Below are 17,483 nucleotides of genomic sequence, written 5' to 3'. Positions count from 1 at the left end.
CAACACGCGCCGCGTACAAAAACGGTTAGGTTATCTTAGCCCATTGGAATGGCTAAACCATTACACGGAAGAGCTTTTAGTGAGTGTCGCTTAGTAGAGTGTCCGGGAAAGTGTTGACAACCCCTTGCATACACGCATCCCGCCACTGTTTGACTTGTTCAACAAACAACCCCTTCTCTCTATAATACTGGGCAAGCTCCGTCTGGCTCATCTTAGCTGTCTCAACAACCACATGGAACTTATCTTGAGTGCTCCAACGTTCTGGCTCTAATTCATCAGGTGCTATTAATCCATTGGCTTTAGCTTGTTTTTTCCATCTATACAATATAGCTTCAGAAGGCACTGTTTCCCGAGCGTTCTTGCTTATACCGATTGGGTTGTTAGGCGGTAGCATCCTCATGACTAACGAGTATCTAGACCCACTGCTGTATCTTAACATAGTAGTTGTCCTCCTACGGTTCTAACTCTCACTATACTTCAGATAGAGTCACACGAAAATTATCCCAACACAGCGGGTTATTGGCACTACTCTTATCCACACTAGTGTAACAGAAGCATTCCCGGACGAGAATACTGTTGTTCGTAAAGGACACTAGTGAAATATGACGAAGACAATTCATGGAGAGTCAATGAAGACAGCATGTTGATATTCCGGAAATTCCCGGCTAGATAATAGTGTTAGATACCACAATAATAGAAGCCAGCGATAGACAATCCACTTGTTATGTTTATATTTCTAAGCCATGACTTAGGTTAGATAGATACTCTGTAAGAATACTAAGGAGATGATCACATGGTCGATTTCAAAAAGTTGAGAGCAAGGACTACGAAAAGTAGAGCGGTTGATCCAATCGAGATATTTCGCCGATTGCCTAAGCCTCCTGGAATTCACGATCTGTACACGAGTCAGGCAGAAGTTCTTCATGCTTGGTTTAATCGACGTTCAGAACGTGACACGGTGTTAAAACTCCATACAGGCGGAGGAAAAACTCTTGTGGGACTTCTTATTGCTCAATCTACACTCAACGAAACAAACGAACCGGTTCTCTATTTAACTCCAACTGTACAACTCGTTAATCAGACAATTGAAAAAGCTCATGCAGTTGGGATTTCCGCTGTATCCTATGAGCCAGGTCAAGCGTTGAGCGACGAATTCGTCAATGGTAATGCAATTATGGTCGCTACCTATAAAGCACTTTTTAATGGAAAGAGCAAGTTTGGACTCAGAGGGGCAAGTAGATGCCAGAACGTTTCTGCTATTATTCTGGATGACGCTCATGCTGCGTTTTCAGTCGTACGAGAATCGTTTACTCTTGAAGTTTCCTCTAATAAAAACCTCGAACTGTATGAAGACGTAACTGGGCTGTTTAGAATGGCCTTCAAAGAAATAGACAAACTCGGCACCTTCGATGATATCCTAGCAGGTTCAGAATATGCAGTTCTTGAGGTGCCTTATTGGGCTTGGCGTGAACAGCGAGATGCTGTTAGAGAGCTACTGAAAGCAGAAGGTGATAATTTCGGGATGGAGTGGCCGCTATTGCGCGATAACCTACACCTCTGCCACGCTCTTATTAGCCGAAAGTCCTTTAGTATTACACCAGTGTTACCTTTAGTTGATTTGTTTCCAACGTTTTTCCATGCTCCACGCCGAGTCTATATGTCAGCAACTATTGCAGATGATAGTGATATCATTCGTATATTCGATGCTAATCCGGCATCTGTACAGAAGCCACTTACTTCTCGGTCTTTGGCTGGTGTCAGTGAACGGATGATCCTTATCCCTGATTTGATGCCATGTGAATTTGACCTAAGAGAGGCAATTTCTAAGTTACTAAAGTGGACCTCGAAAACAGAAAACCTTGGTTCAGTAATTCTTGTCTCGTCTGATGCCAACGCAGATACATGGTCCGACATTGCATTAGTCGCAAGAGGATCCAAAGAAGTTGAGAAATACGTAGCTGATTTGCAGGCTAAAGCAATAACAGGACCAGTTGTATTCGCTAACCGTTACGACGGAATGGATCTCGCAGACGATTCCTGTAGATTACTGGTTATGAGTGGTCTTCCTGCCGGAACCTCTAGTTATGAGATGTTTAGAGCAACTGCACTAAACGGAGGTACTGCAATCACGAGAATGCAAGCTCAACGCATTGAACAAGGAATTGGTAGAGGGTCTCGAGGCTCAGGTGATCATTGCGTAATACTTCTAACGGGTTCAGATCTTTCCGCTTGGATATCCAAGACAGCTAATTTCACGTTCCTTACCAGTACCACAAGAGCCCAACTGGAGATGGGTACAGAGATAAGCAAGGAAATTAAGGACCTAAAGGACTTAGCTCAGACAATAAAGCTAAGCTATGATAGAAACAAGAACTGGGTTGAGTATCATGCAGAAAGACTTGCAGAATTAGTCACTGATGGTAATCTGGACACATTGAGATTCGAGCAAGCTACTATTGAACGAAAAGCAATTAACCTTTGGCGAGACGGTTACAACGAGCAGGCCATTTCAAAAATAGAAAAGTTCCTTTCTGGTAATGAAACACTGGATCAACAGACTCGCGGCTGGATGCAACAGATATCGGCAAGAATTGCCGATGAATGGGGTCATTCCGAACTAGCTGAAGATCTACAACGCGAGGCATACGCAAACAATCGAAATCTAGTTAAGCCCAAAGTATTGCCCCCATATCGTCCTTTACCAACCCCTGGACCGCAATCTAAAGCTATAGTGGATCAATTAGGCAATTATAGACAGCGAGGAGGTTTTCTAAAATCCTTCGAGTCAGTTGTTTCGTTCCTCCATCACAACTCATCAGCTAATCAATTTGAGGAAGCTCTGAAACAGTTTGCCACCATGATCGGGTTAGTTGCGGAGAGACATGATCTTAACGGAGAGGGTCCTGACGTTCTTTGGCTATTGCCGGATAAGACAGGTTTTGTGATCGAAGCAAAAAGCCGAAAAAAAGATACGAATCCACTCACAAAGGAAGAGCATGGCCAATTGTTAGTAGCAGCTGAATGGTTCAAGAAGCACTATCCGGATTATGGTTGCATACGCGTAAGTGTACATCCCAGAAACCAAGCTACCAAGGCAGCTGTCGCTGGAGCATCACACGCATTGACCTACGAGAACCTCGGAGCCTTAGTTTCCGATGCAAGAGTACTCCTTACAGCCCTTTGCGAATCAAATCTCTCTGGTGACAGTCTCTTAAATGAATGTAATAGACTGCTGTCCAAGTCATATCTGAAATTTGACCATCTTGTAGATAGGTATCTAAGCCCTTTTGAGAGCGCAGAATAACGACTATCAATTGGAGGGCGTCGAATTACAATGATTATCATCTACTTACTAGGTGACAGGAGGCACTTAAAGATGATCCGAAGACAATTGCGATGTTGTTCACAGATGGTCGGTACCTGATACCGTATGTCCCCCAGAGTTTACTCCAACCTAAGAGAAACGATGAATGGCATCCTTGAAGAACTCAATGGGGTTCAGAATCGAGTAAACCGTTGGCTTCGGGTATGCTTCCCCGAGTTCGATTTTGTCTTCACAAGTTGGAAAGAAAAGACTTTATTGGCCTGCCTACGTCATTTTCCAACGCCGATATTGGTGTTGGAGATGGTGTTAGGCACCACATTATTCGAGACAAAAACTGCATGATTCAAGCATATTGAATGAGACACTTGGAGTGAGACCTAAGTCGTTTAGACGCGGTTCGAGAAGGAATAGCAAAATAGGGCGTGGAATTAGTCCAGAATTGGTATCGGAGTATGGGATCGCGGAAAAAGCCCAAAGGCGTTGGCTACGCTACTTTTTCCACCCGAAGTTACCCCACTCCCCTGAAGGGAGATGATACATCTTGAAAATACCAAGTATCCTGGAGGCAAGTGAAAAGGATGAACTAGATTGCTACAGCACTTTAACCTACAAACACAGTATTGCCTACCCTAAAACCAGCGCATCGAGAATCTGTCCTCCCCATCACGCATAGATAATACGCACCTCGTTGGGAAAGCCATCGGGTACAAGGTTGAATTGAGGCACCGAACTCGAATCATTTTGCCAGTGTCTAGGTGACACAAGACGTGGTTTGAAACGATGATGTGGGCCTAACACGTTTCTTAGACTATTGGCAATTTCAATATCTATCGTGTTGACGCCCGCTCTTACGAAGTCAGTTATCTCAGCACGGTATGGTTGCCAAGCCAATGTCCCCACCTGCTTGCCATTAACGCGCAGGAGGGCGTATGTGCTTGCCAAGTTAGACAATTCCAACCACACCCGCCGTTTTTCCATACGTGGGATAATGACTTCTTGGGAATAAACGGCCCGCCCAGAAAAGAACGGATATCCTTGGAAGATCCAACTACCAGCTTGAATGGTGGTACATTCAGAACTTAACTCAAAGTGGCACAAATCCACCGTTTCAACAGCAAAATCGCCAATTAGATACACCGGTTCAAGACTAAGATCATCTTGGAAACACCGCTGCATTGTAATAGTGTTTTTACCTGGACGAATGATTCCCCCGATGGGTATGCAATGAAATGCCGGATCAAGCCAGTACGCCTTCGATGCCCTGACAGGAATGTCGTTTACTGCAATATCCCAATCACGCCCTTCTTCTACCACCAGCTGCAGTTCTCCCGCTGGAACCTCAACAACTCGATAAGTAAAGCGAAGCGACAGTCTATTCTGCGTCGGTTCGACACTGCCTGTAGAATACCTACGCCAGGGTTGCATATCACGTATTGCCATATCCGGTAGACCATGAGCGCGCCGAATTAGTCGCTTTACCTCGCTAATGGGCAGTGGTCCATGCCAACTGGTAACTTCACCGTCTTGGTATTCCGCACTGTCCAAAACCAAGACGTTCGGGTCAAGGCGTCGAAAACGCCACGTGGGTTCTAATACGGTTACTTCTTTGATCCGCTTGGGCTCGTGAACACCCTTTTTTGATGTTCCGCAAACAATAATGTTCCGATCTTCTTTAGCCTTAAGAACCGAACCATCGTCCGATTGGTCACTTTGCGGACGCAACACAAGTAGATGCGACTCGCCCGGGGCGAAATCTAGCCTTGTCTTTAGTATGTCCCCCATCGTTTGCTCATGCTCGCGCTTTGTGGAAAGCAAAGCGATGGAACCATCGGTAAGATCCCATCGTTCGAGGACCATTTTTGTTGCGTGATTCTGGGAGGGAATCGCAATTTGTACTGTAATATCCGTCTGTGGCATAAGCTCCATATTACAGACAAAGACCAATCTTCCTTGATCCAAAGATCTAATGTGTGTATAAATGGACGGGTTGGTATGACCGTGGAAGCAAATTTTACGTTTTGTAACTGATGGCAGCCAAGCCAACAAATCCACCTCACTGGCAAATATGCGACACCGCTTGAGGAAGGCATCTAGACGCGGATCGGGTCTGCCGTTAACAAACCTAGGTAGTGGGGTCACGGCGGCTACGGTACCGCCTTGATCCAACCATTCAGTTAATAGGTCCAACGTTGTAGAGAGTAGATTACTAACAGGGGGAATAATCAGAACCGGGTATTTCATGGCACCGATCGACATGTTCTCCTTTTCAACGCGGCCGGCATCTTGTAATAGCAACTCATCCGCCAAATCGTATGACCAACCACGGCTAGATAGTGCCTTTAGTAAGTCATCATACATAATCTTTAGCTGATCATTTAATTCCTTCGGCAATTGATATGGATTGAATGTTTCAAACGGATCAGGCTTGCTGCGGTAACCGGTCCAAAGACTTGTCATCGGATGTAAGACAACAAAGTCGGCTTCATAACATCCTTGGGCCAGTGCATAATACAAGCGCGCTATGTATTCATGCAACATGGGATACTGATCCCACCATGGCTGGTGTGACCGAAAAGAAGGAGGATGATCGTATTTCCGCTCGCCCCTTAAGCTATAGTGACTTAAGTGTTGGTTAAGTAAATTCACTCCTAAGACCGCCTGCCACTCAGCATATGCTTTTTGTTCTTCAAAACTAATCTCCCAACCGGCGCCGCCATATGTTTCAGAAAGAACACGGTCACGATTCATTTGATGGGCAACACTGGTTACCGCCTTTACCATAGCGATGTTGCCCATTTGCGTCGGTGAATTGCCCCCGAACCCCTCATCCCCCAGATCCCACCGTAACCGATGCATTTTTCTATCACGACCCAAGACATCGATGCCTGGGATGTGTTGCCACGCCGCGGGCAACATGATGTTTCCCGTAAGTTCGGGGCTAAAAACATGTTCCCATAAATGTCCCGTAAAATTAAGGCCCTGGCAGTCACACCATTCATAAATTGGTCGCATCCAGCGATCCACAAACAAGCGAGATAACAGACTCCAATACTGCACCCGCAGTTCATAGCAATACACAGTATCAAATACAAGCTCAGGAAGACGAGAGATCAAGTCTTGTCCATAGGTCTTGTTAAACACCTGCGGCAAATCCGGGGTCCAGGGTAACCCACCACCGCAAAAAGGACTGAAGTAAGGCTCATCGGTAAAGACACCGGGTATGACCACGCCAAACTCCTTAGAAAACCGCCTTCGATAGGGTTCATAGGCCACGTCCAAAAAAGCTTCCGCCGCGTCAGGGTGCAAGGTATCTACATAAGGCGCGCCATTGAGCCAGGCATTACCCGGGTGGGTATGTACACAAAAAACCGCAAGCCGCGCCTTTGGGTGCGGGGCTCTTTCACCTGGGGTGGCAACCCGGTAGTCCAGGCCACCCTGATCGCGGGGAAAAAGCCAAAACCGACCGATGACTTCACCGCTTTGAATCTTTTCATCTGCCTCTAAAACATGACAAACAAGAACCCTTTGGGCTAGATGTGGGTATTTATCGTGTACCAATCCGCCAGCAAAACCACTAGGATAGCTACTTTCATCATAGATCCATATCTTCATGCCACTTTCTTTACCAAATTCTAAGCACACTTCGAATAAAGAAAACCAATCCTCGGATAAAAATGGCGTCCAAATTCCAGGTCGCGCATGAACAAAAACCCCACCCATCCCAGCAGCCTGAAACTCGCGTAGCTGTGCTAGGACCTCATCACGGGTAAGCCGATCATTCCAGGACCAAAAGGGGACGGCGCGGTACTCCACAGGAGGATGCGCAAACTCCTCGTTAGTTAGCCTACGGGGTTTGGTCAAGATGTGCTCATTACTTCGGGTTGTTTTCATGGGCTACCGCCTCCGGGTTGTGCCAATTTGGACAATTCTTATCACGTCTGTCAAAAGCAATCCATTGGTATTATGGTTGGCAAGGGGAACCAACTTCTAATAATGATATTCCTCACAGGAGCTGTTCCACCCTTTATACCTAGTTTTTTCTCATTTTCCCTAAGATGCCGTGACGGTCTTATTACCGCTCTTTCGGGGACTATAGTACCGACAATGTTCTCAAAAGAGATAAGGCCCAAGGATCTATCGGATTCTTAAGGTACATCTTTTTTACATGCACCTTCGTTGTTCCTCTAATTGGTCCTTGATATATTGGCAATTGACTACCTTTTCCTGCAGATCCAAAGCTGTATAAAAATAATGGTTACTAGCCTCATAACCAATTCTAGAATCACAAGAAGCAATCTTGTAGAGGGCTTTGGTAACCTGAATTTCCTCATCGATGATTTGAATCATCTCATCTACGTATCTTTTACGCCCTTTAGGATCAGTTGATTTCAGCCATCGGTTTCGTAATCGAACAAAGCGCGCCTGCAGGCCGGTACTCTGAAAATGACAGTAGGCCGCTTGGGACACATTCATTAGGTCCGCAAAAACCGCATTCCCGGTCTCATCAACTAGATCTGCCGCCTGATGAAGTAGTTCTAACCCCTGCCTCCACTTTTTTGCAAGCCGCATAAATTGATCTTCAAATACCTCGGCGGGGTAAATCGCTCTCCACGAGTTGAGATCATCATACGGAATACCCACCATCGTTGCTTTGTAGCCCGTTGGCTCCAGATAAAGTAGATTTGCCGGACCTATATTCTGGGGAGCATAATATAAAACGCCAAGATGAAAAGGAAACTCCCGTAGCGCCTGACTAAAGTACGTCCATGCTTCGGTTACAAAGGCAAAGGCCCGGGATCCAAATAACCGTTTACTGAACTCTTCACTGTCCACGATAATTCCCTTGTTTTCCTCCCAAAAATAATCCGATGCCAACTCAAGATTAAGCGATGGATACCCGCCTAGAGTCCAACTTAACATCAATCCATCGACTTTCGATTCAGCCAATTTCCGAAGATGCTCTTCAACCAAGTCCATGGCGGGAAGATAGGGTACCGCGGCACATTCCCAGGTCGTATTAAGCTGTACTTTAGCAACAGTGGTCATGCCCCTTTCCCTTCCCACTGCCCAGCTTTGTTCAGAGCGCTCCCCCGGTCCCACAATAGACATGGAATAATCCAATACCCGCCCAGGTACACCCGCAATATTAAACGGTATATCCTCTTCACTGGTGCACATTAAAGCCACATCTTGGGGAAAAGCCAAAATGGCCTCATCCAGCATTTCTCTAGACCAGCCGGCACCACGGGCATAGCCCCAAGTCCAACAGATAATCTGCGCATCTGGTTTAGCAGAATGTGCACCATCCACGATCAATTGATTGACTTCAGAGACAACTTCTTGGGGGGTACGCTTAGCGCATCGGGGACAATTTGTCGTAAGATGCGACGCCTTTGAATAGCAATTCGTCAGATTCTCTGACATGGTAATGGTAAATAAACCCGCTAGATCGGGGACCTGTTCAAATAGGTGACTTACCCCATTTCTAAGATACGCCTTAGCATCGTCACAGGATGTACACAGTGCCGCTTGCTCTTCTAGTGTATGACCCTTTAACTCAGGAAATCGTGCAAAAAAGCTAAGTGGCATGGCCCGCGGTTCATTGAAATACAGGTAAACGCCAATACCAAAATTGGCGGCACGGGCCACCAGTTTACGTAGGTTTTTGATGCGCTCTTCCCAGTGATCCGAAAGGTCAGGGGTCTTTTCCCAGGGAAATAGTTGGTATAGTACTGCGTGCAACCAGATGCCGTTTACTCCCAAGCTAGATAGGCGGGCTAGTAGTTCATCCGGATATGGATCTAATTCTGGTTCTAGTAGTGGATCTCCATATACCGCAGAATATGAGTAAATAAGCCGTAGTTCAAAACGAGTACGGCGGTTTACGGTTTGGGGCTTCAGGCGGGGGCCGCCCCTTAGTGACATTTGTCTTTCAATCCATTGCAGTCCCCTTAAGAGCCCCTCTTCGTCCACGGCAGTAATGCACACGCGATCTGGTTGGATTATGATTTCATGACTTTCGGAGGATAACGACGGAACAGGGTCTAACTTTAGTTCAATGGTGTTCTTCCTTGCCGCGTCACTAGTAACAGCGATGGTCTCCTGCCATTGCTGGGCAAAACGTTGGGCAAAATACTCCGCGAACTTCCTCACTTTGTTAGATGACTGCGGGTACACAATTTGCCAAGCTTGATTGATTACGATATCATCGGCTTCAATTGGTTTGATGCCCGCTGTAATCTGGAGCGGATACCCAAAGTCGTGAAGAAAATCAAAGGGGCTTGCTGTGCTTGTTTCTACAGGAGATGGAAAATGTTTCTTTAGCACCGCCCGCATTTGAGCAGTTGCAGCCTGTTCACCATCCGTAAGCGGTCGGAAGTACACTGGTTGTGTAAAAGGCTTCATACTACCAAGTTTGATCCACAAAAAGTCATCTTCTTTGAGGGTATAAACCAACCTTTCCTCGGTCCAGCCCAAAAGCGTAAGCAACTGACTGATGGGCAAAAGATGCCAGTTCCTGCGAATGATGGTGATATAGCCCCGTTTCAACCAGTACTTGCCCACTTGAGGCGGAACCCTTAACCCCATGCCCCGGGCCAATTCGATGATGTTATCCTCAGTGGTGCCAAGGACCAAGGCTAAGCGCTCCACAGAGACTAACTCCCAGTTTCGCCACACAACCGCTTGCTGCCGCGTGGGAAAGTGCGGAAAGTGTAGCGCCCGGGCAGATTGATCTTCCTGTAACATCATTACAAGATCTCCGTTTCTATCAGGCACTGTTATATGGGCCTAAATTGGCGTAATTGTCTTTGTATCACCGCATCGTCTTGCTAATCTTCGCAACCTGTGCGGAAAGAAGAGCTAAACGATGCGGTGTTTTGGTATAGGTTAGCGCACAAAACGTGCATGGGCGCCCTTGTGGTTCCACACTATTGTACGTTATCACTCATAGCTTCATCTAATTTCTTTTGAATCGTAGAGTTGACAAGTTCGAGGGCATCTTGAGGTTGTTTCTTGCCGGTCAACACGTCCGTTAATGCATTGCCAATCTCCGATGCATAGTCCGCCACAACGGGCATGCCTGGACGCCTATTACGGGCCGACTGAGCAATCTCTAGGTACACAGACATTACTGGATCATCAAGATACGCCTCATGAACCGGGGACTTGAGATAGGCAGGTACGGCACCAGAAGTCCGCCCAAAGGCGTCGGTCCCCTCTGGGGTAGCCGTGACGAAACGGACGAATTCCCAAGCTAAATCAGGATGCGGGGTATCTGGTAATATCCCCATGGCCCACCCCCCAATCCACGAGGGATTTGGTGTGCCACCATCCTTATAAGGCATAAGCCCCGCGCCGATGGAGTCATCACCCAATCGGGCACGCATATTCTTGAAGGTAGTAGAGACTTCAAAGCTCATGGCAGCTTTGCCTGTGACCAGTCGCTGATCCGCTGGAACGGCTGGCAAAATCGCGTGATATCGCTCATAGTAATCCCGCAAGAATTCGAAGGATTCAACGATCGCCGGATCGTTGGCCGTCACCCGATTTGTCTCGTAATCATAGAACGAACCGTTAAAAATCCAGCCCCAGGTAAAGGCAGTGTTGTAGTTTCCATACACTTCCCAGGGTACGCCCCCAACCTGATTTAGCACGCCTTCATTACCCATCTGGGTTAATTTCTTGAAATATTCCTCGTACTGCCTTAAAGTTACGGGGGCTGGTTTTTCGGTAAGCCCGCCTCGCCAAAAAGATCCTTGTTCCACACAAAAGCAAAGTTTGGGTCCACTTGCAGCGTCATTGCGTATTGTTTGCCCAACCATTGGGTTTGATCCCAGGCGGCTGGTATGAAGTCTTCCTTTTGCAGACCGCTGTCAGTAATATAGCGATCAATAGGCATCAGTAACCCTAAATGAGCGTATTGGGGTACCACGTGACCGCCCACCATAGCAATATCCGGGGATAACCCGGAGACCACCAAGGTCATCAGCTTACTAGACAAGCCATCGTCCACTCGATCAGACCACGCGGCTGAATGGAGAAACTCAATTCTCACTCCAGGATGCAGTTTTTCAAATTCCTCCGCCGCTGCATAGATCCCCCCAGCGCCGGAGGCTGCACCCCAACGTATGGCAACGGTTAACGTCGTCTCTGCGATGGCCGGAAGCGAACAAGTAACAAGGGTCAAAACGGCAATTAGAACAGACACCAATCGTGTGTTCCCCAACAAGTTCATACCTGACGAATATTTCACTGCTCGTTTCATGGATTACATCATCCTCCTGCTTATGTTTTTGGTCCTATTCCTTCCGTAAAGGAAGCGGACCTGTTAGCCCATCGTTAAATACACTTGGTATGGTTTACCTCATCTTTGTTGACAAGGTGGCATCACAAACCGCTCGATGTCCTTTTATCTATTCGTGCCTGATGGCAATGACCCGATCCACGTATAAGTACTCAATAACCGTAGAGCTAGGGGGAGCAAACCACACATAGTGAGTCGGCCAAGCGGGATTATACTCATAAACCCACGGAATTTCGATAAAATGGTACTCCCCGTCTCTTACATCCCTGAAGCTTACCGTGGCTGAGGCCCCGCTTTGAGGGTAAATACCGTAACTTAATGCGGGACTTGCGGCATACCCTTCACCGGGATCGACCCTGACGCTCGCATAAAGCTTCCATCGTCCTTCCTTAGGTAGTACCCTATTATGCAGTTGAAAGGCCCACGCACCTGTACTGCCGGTCACCTTTGCAGCCACAGCATTCGAAGCCTTGGGATCATGGACAAGCTTCGCCTGAATTAGATTAAACGCTTCGGTCTGAAACTCTATCCAATCCTCCTCTGGCACATGCTTTACAAAATCAGGTACCGGCGTTACAGTTCGTTTGATGTTGATCACTTCAAGGAGTGCATACACAGGTTCACTCTGTTTGTAATTACCAAGATCAATGGTGGAAAGCACAAATCTTCGGTGGCGATCCATTCCGTCGGTATCCCAGTGGATCCCACGGCGCTCTGCCTCCCGCTTCCACTCAGCACCCCGCATCAAAATGACATAGTCTACCTCAATCCGGGCCCTTTGCACGTGATCGGAAAACACCGGATCGTGAGCAACGGCCCTTTCGGCCTCCCTGAACAATTCATCCGCCCGAATCAAAAGATCAAAAGAAAGATACGGGGCACCCAATGGTGTGGCAATACCTTGGAGTTCTGAACCCGTCTTTTCAAATTCTTCGTGTAGTAGTTCTATGTACTCATTGATAAAGGGAGCCGCGGGACCATAATAGCCTTGAACAAACTCCCGGATAAGTGCTCGGTAATCCTGATCAGGGTTCCACAATAACCGAGCGGCTAGCCACGTACGCAAATCCGAGAACCCAACACCCGCCGCATCGGCGGATCCATGGATGTGCTGCCCAAAGTAACCTTTAAAGGCAGGGTACTGCGCGTACCATTGAATTGACTCCGCCATGGCGTACAAGTTAGGGTATGGCATCAGGTAACCGCCGCCGTTAAAATCAATAAGGTAGTCCCAGACCACAATCTCGCTTGAGATCTTTGCCCACTGCTCGGCGTTTTTTAGGGTCTCTTTATTTTGCAGGGCATTAATTGCGCGTCCATGGTCTTTATCAATCGGGGCGAAAGTAATGACGACATTATCGGGGATCGTCAGACCAATGGGTGCCTTTTCCGTAAAACGATACGCCAGTGTGCCAATACGGGCCTCGGGAATCTCAGCCCTGACTCTTTCCGCTACATCCTTAACCATATCAAAGATGGGCGCAGCCAACGTCCCTCCGTGGGCATTGGCAAAGGCTTGACTTTGCGCATCCGGGTACCATGCCGTATCTTCTTGACTAAAACCATAGGAGGCATCTTTTCCTTGTTTAATCCTTTGCTGAATGATGCCGGACAGATTCTTGGAAGCAATTCGTCGAACGTCCTCATTCATTGCCAAGAGCTGACCCCCAGAGTGATACTTAATCTCGGGTACAATCCTATGGAAGTTATGAACATCCTGAGGCCAGTAATCAGACCAGCTATTGAGGTGGGGTTCTGACTGAGGTACCCGGGCATAACGGTCACGGAACTTCCCGTTTAGCAGATTATGTGCACGGTAACCCTCATCATCCAGATCGTTGACATAGATTTCTCTATACACAAACCGGGGAATTTGCACATCATTGGTGATGTCAAGCGTTAATGTCGATTTGCTCGGTACAAAAGTATACCTTGGGGAGTACCACTTGATACCAACATAGTGATCCAGGAAATGATTTACACCATACATCGTTCCCCGGGGATGACTGCCGGCAATAATGACAAACTCATCTATCTTGCGAATAACAAAGCCATCTTCCCCCAGTGCGTCACCGACTAACTCAGGGATCAGGTCCTCCGTCCAGGCATTTCTACCAACCAAAATTGCCGGCTTATGCGGCAGGTCGAGAAGATGCTCTAATGTAAAAGGTGCGCCTGTTACCTGGGTTAAGTAATCAACAAGTTCCCCGGCTGCATGAGCTTCGATGCTGTTAGCATCGGCACTAACAAATACCCCGATCAGGGCTCTGCCGTTATCCGCTAACCGCGTTTTCCCCTGCAGATTAGTTGCCTCATTGTTATCTTGGGCCATAGCAAGGCTACTCCACATCATAAGTAATAGTATAAGGAAGGAAATCTCCACCACAATACTACGCAACCACAGCCACCTCCAAGGTTACAAGTTCATGAGCCTAATAGTACCGCTTACCCCAATTAATCTTTGACTTCGCCGACTGTCTTAGGAAACAGACTGTCGATAATCCGCGCAATTACCAGTGATTTACATCTTTCAGTTGCCTAAGCCGCGCCCGTCGACTGGTTGTAACACTGTTTCACATTAACGGGGCCTCTGTTGACATGTTTCATTATACTAAGCCTGTAAGATCGTGTCAAGTGCTCGCGAATTCTTGACAATCCCTCATTTTTACATTACGATCAAAATCGGGAAAAGACGATCTTTTGTGGCTTTACCCCGTCTTTTGGTTCAAAGGCAACATCTATTTAAGCATTAACCCCACGAGAAATAGATTTGAGGATAAACCATGAATTATGGACCGAGAATGAGAATCCGTGCCCAACTGAATAATCTCAATGGAGTCTCTTTATCCATCGCCAAATGGCTGCTCCAATTCGATGAAATCCAATCTGATCCAGCAGATTTAACTACGGGGATGATCGCGAGGGAGCTAGAGGTCTCTCGGGCCGCCGTGGTTAGGTTTGCCCAGAAGTTGGGGTATACCGGCTTTGTAGAATTTCGAAACGCCTGGATCCAGGAAACCAAGCCCCCCTCCTTTCAACCCGAACAGAATCAACCACTACCAAAGGCCATGGATGCAGCTGTGAAAATGACAAGTGCGGCGATTAACGACTTATTAACAAGCCTCAACACCCGGGAATGGCGACGTGCGGTTGAAATGATCTGTACCGCAAAAACCATCACTTGGTACGGGGTCGGGCAATCAAGACCCATCGCGATGATGGGAGATCAACGACTTACAGCAGCCCTACGGTACTCACGCATGGTCAACGACTTCCATGAACTCAATGAGGTAGCCCCAGTTATCGGCGATGGGGATGTAATCATCATTGTCTCTCATACTGGCATCTGGAAAAATATTACCGAGCTTCTAGAACCCTGTAAAGGTCGAGGCACAAAGATCATTGTCCTCACAGGACAACCCGACTCCGTTATTGGTCGTTTCGCAGACCTCGTTTTACTAGCCCCATCCCGGGAGATCACTGTAAACAAGTCGGCCCAGGTCCTCTATGGCCCCAAGGCACTGCTGATGGACATGTTACTATTTGAAGTAATACAGCAACTAGCAGAAGTCTCAGTTTTCTGGGGCGAGAAAAAACTACAAGACTAATCCCCAACCATACGCTAATATCCTGCACAGGCATGCCCGGCGTATGGGGTCCTAAGTTCATACCTATACACCTTTTCTTGAGCTTACTAAGCATCCCCCGCTCAAAACCTACACTGGAAAACAGACGAAGGAATCAATGTCTTGGATCGCCGGCATTATTCCCAATCTATAAGCCCCTGCAAGAAGCAGTACCCTTTGGGGTTGATAACGCTGAAATCCTCTTTTTGCTCTATTACCCTGCAAAACTATCTCTGAGCCAACTGACCAATAGCTGAACTGACTGAGATTCAAGTAAGACAACTGCACCCGGTCCCAGTCCACCCACCCATTTTAAGACTAAGGACCCATGACTAATATGACCAACACCCATTACACATTTCATTGGTCATATCCGCGACCACGTACGGCATCTTCATGAACCCCTTTCCCCTAGACTCATCCGTCGGTAGATGCTTAAATTATACGAATCAGGACTACTCCTGTCTTAAGGTAAGTACGTTAGTGATCAGTTCGGCTACACCATGTCCAAATTCTTTGCTAGCCACCCAGCCTTGGTTTTTTAGCACAAACTGCTTAATCTCATCATCCGCGTTGGAGACTGTACCTGCTTGAAATCCAAACTGATCAGTGTCCAACATGCTTAGATCGTTCTCCGAATCTCCAATACTTAGTACGTTCTCAGGAGACAGACCCAGTCTTTCCACCAACTGTTTTAAGGCTGGTCCTTTTCCAATTTTGGACCCTCTGACCCCAACATTACGTACATTGCGGATTAAGGTCAGCGTGGGAGGGATTGTTGCCTCCATTTTTTCCACCGCAAGCTTTGCTAACTCTCTAGTGGAGAAGACAAGTTCCACCCATCCCTTTCTCATCTCTTCGGCATCTAGTCGAATTACATCAGGATCCAATTTTGTTAGGTAGGGCCACTGGGAGACAACAAAGCCCTGCATCACCTCCAACAAAGATTGCTCCAAGGACAAGGTCCAGTTGTTGTATTCCAAATCCGGCCTGAAAAGCCCTTTATCTTTGATGTAAATAAACCGTTCTTCGGCGACGATGGCGGACACAGATGACTCTAACACCTCGTATTCCTCAACCAAGTTCTCAATAAACTCATAGGGACGTCCAGTCACTATTGCAAATTGGATTCCATGCCGGCGGGCCTGTTTCATGGCCTGTAGTGCAGCAGGATGTATTCCGTAGCCGGGGACTCCACCGAGCAAAGTCCCGTCGAGGTCCACCGCGACAAGATCAACCCAGTCCACCGGGTAGTCTCTTTCTGGAAGTACACTTGTTGTTGTCATCTCATAGTCCTCCGTATTCGTCGTGAAATTGGCCCACTTACTCCATCTATTTTGCCAAGAGCGCTAATCAATATTTTGTCGTGCCGACACTTTGAAACCCATGTTGGAATAATAGGATAGATGAGCTCGATTCGAACGATGGCAGGAAACCAGCCTGCTTGCTCTTAGAGGTAGTAACCTGCAAAGGGAAAACAGTGTTCCATCTAGCAAAGCTCTGTCCTTGGATTGAACCGCTTTGGTGCACCTTGGCCACTAAACGTACGGGTTTGATTGCCTCCGTGAGACATTAGCAACGTCATTGTATTGGAAATCCCGTGCATTTCAACACTTGCAGCCATATATCCACGTTCATCTGTGTGGGTCACTACTGATACCACGTGCTCCTCATTCCATTGGAGACCAAGCTACCTGCAAATTGTGCGCCCACGCCCATCACTTATTGTAACACTGTTTCATCTCAGTAGACACCTAGTTTACATGTTTCATTATACTGAGCCTGTAATATCATGTCAAGGGGTGCATGCACAAAACATAACCAGAATTATCTGAAGATACGTCTATGCCGCTGTTTTCCTTTTCCCGCAAGCTCTCGATTCGTCCGCCCGGCGCGGGAAGTATATATCAAGACTAGTCGCTATCTTTATATGGGGTTCCTTCGATAGGTAACAGCTTCCCAAGGTCAGTATTTCAAAGGGACCTTGAAGCATACATAAAGAGTACAGAAGCGTAGCTATAGCGCCTAAATCTATATTAGCCAAGCTAGTACATACCAGTTCTTCTCATCGATGGGAAGTAGTCCATCTGTCATACAGATAACAGCGGGCGTATTTAGTTATTGGGGGGAGAAGAGTTGGTCATCAAATCTTCCGTTTACCCAATCCAAACGTAGGTGAAGTAGATGGTTGAACCCTTCCTCACTCCAGCGCATACCCACTCCTTTG

Annotated in this window: 7 protein-coding genes and 1 pseudogene; 2 read left to right on the top strand and 6 right to left on the bottom strand. The window is 47.2% G+C overall.

Annotated features, from left to right (window positions below):
- Positions 1 to 76: 76 nt before the first annotated feature.
- A complete protein-coding gene (locus M0Q40_10910) occupies positions 77 to 439 on the bottom strand; it encodes a hypothetical protein (protein MCK9223105.1) in 363 nt (120 codons plus the stop codon).
- A gap of 354 nt (positions 440 to 793) precedes the next feature.
- Here M0Q40_10910 and M0Q40_10905 point away from each other — a divergent pair, with 354 nt between their 5' ends.
- A complete protein-coding gene (locus tag M0Q40_10905) occupies positions 794 to 3,304 on the top strand; it encodes a DEAD/DEAH box helicase (GenBank protein ID MCK9223104.1) in 2,511 nt (836 codons plus the stop codon).
- 684 nt (positions 3,305 to 3,988) lie between these two features.
- Here M0Q40_10905 and M0Q40_10900 read toward each other — a convergent pair.
- The 4 genes and pseudogenes from M0Q40_10900 to M0Q40_10885 all read right to left on the bottom strand — a co-directional run bounded on the left by M0Q40_10900 (position 3,989) and on the right by M0Q40_10885 (position 14,028).
- Complete coding sequence (locus tag M0Q40_10900) at positions 3,989 to 7,216, bottom strand: hypothetical protein (GenBank protein ID MCK9223103.1); 3,228 nt, start codon at positions 7,214 to 7,216, stop codon at positions 3,989 to 3,991.
- Between the two features lie 270 nt (positions 7,217 to 7,486).
- A complete protein-coding gene (locus tag M0Q40_10895) occupies positions 7,487 to 10,075 on the bottom strand; it encodes a hypothetical protein (GenBank protein MCK9223102.1) in 2,589 nt (862 codons plus the stop codon).
- A gap of 179 nt (positions 10,076 to 10,254) precedes the next feature.
- A pseudogene (locus tag M0Q40_10890) lies at positions 10,255 to 11,561 on the bottom strand (extracellular solute-binding protein).
- 178 nt (positions 11,562 to 11,739) lie between these two features.
- Positions 11,740 to 14,028 carry a DUF4838 domain-containing protein gene (locus tag M0Q40_10885; protein ID MCK9223101.1) on the bottom strand — a complete coding sequence of 763 codons (2,289 nt, stop codon included), beginning with the start codon at positions 14,026 to 14,028 and terminating at the stop codon, positions 11,740 to 11,742.
- A 385-nt stretch (positions 14,029 to 14,413) separates the two neighbouring features.
- On the opposite strand from M0Q40_10885, the gene M0Q40_10880 reads away from it, so the two are divergent.
- Complete coding sequence (locus M0Q40_10880) at positions 14,414 to 15,238, top strand: MurR/RpiR family transcriptional regulator (protein MCK9223100.1); 825 nt, start codon at positions 14,414 to 14,416, stop codon at positions 15,236 to 15,238.
- A gap of 473 nt (positions 15,239 to 15,711) precedes the next feature.
- Here M0Q40_10880 and M0Q40_10875 read toward each other — a convergent pair whose 3' ends face one another.
- On the bottom strand, positions 15,712 to 16,542 hold the full coding sequence (locus M0Q40_10875) for a Cof-type HAD-IIB family hydrolase (protein MCK9223099.1): 831 nt from the start codon (positions 16,540 to 16,542) through the stop codon (positions 15,712 to 15,714).
- Positions 16,543 to 17,483 lie beyond the last annotated feature (941 nt).

This window comes from Limnochordia bacterium (assembly GCA_023230925.1).
In the GTDB taxonomy this organism is placed as follows: Bacteria; Bacillota; Limnochordia; order DUMW01; family DUMW01; genus JALNWK01.
Note: the sequence above shows the minus strand (reverse complement) of the source record. Positions and strands in the feature narration are given on the sequence as shown.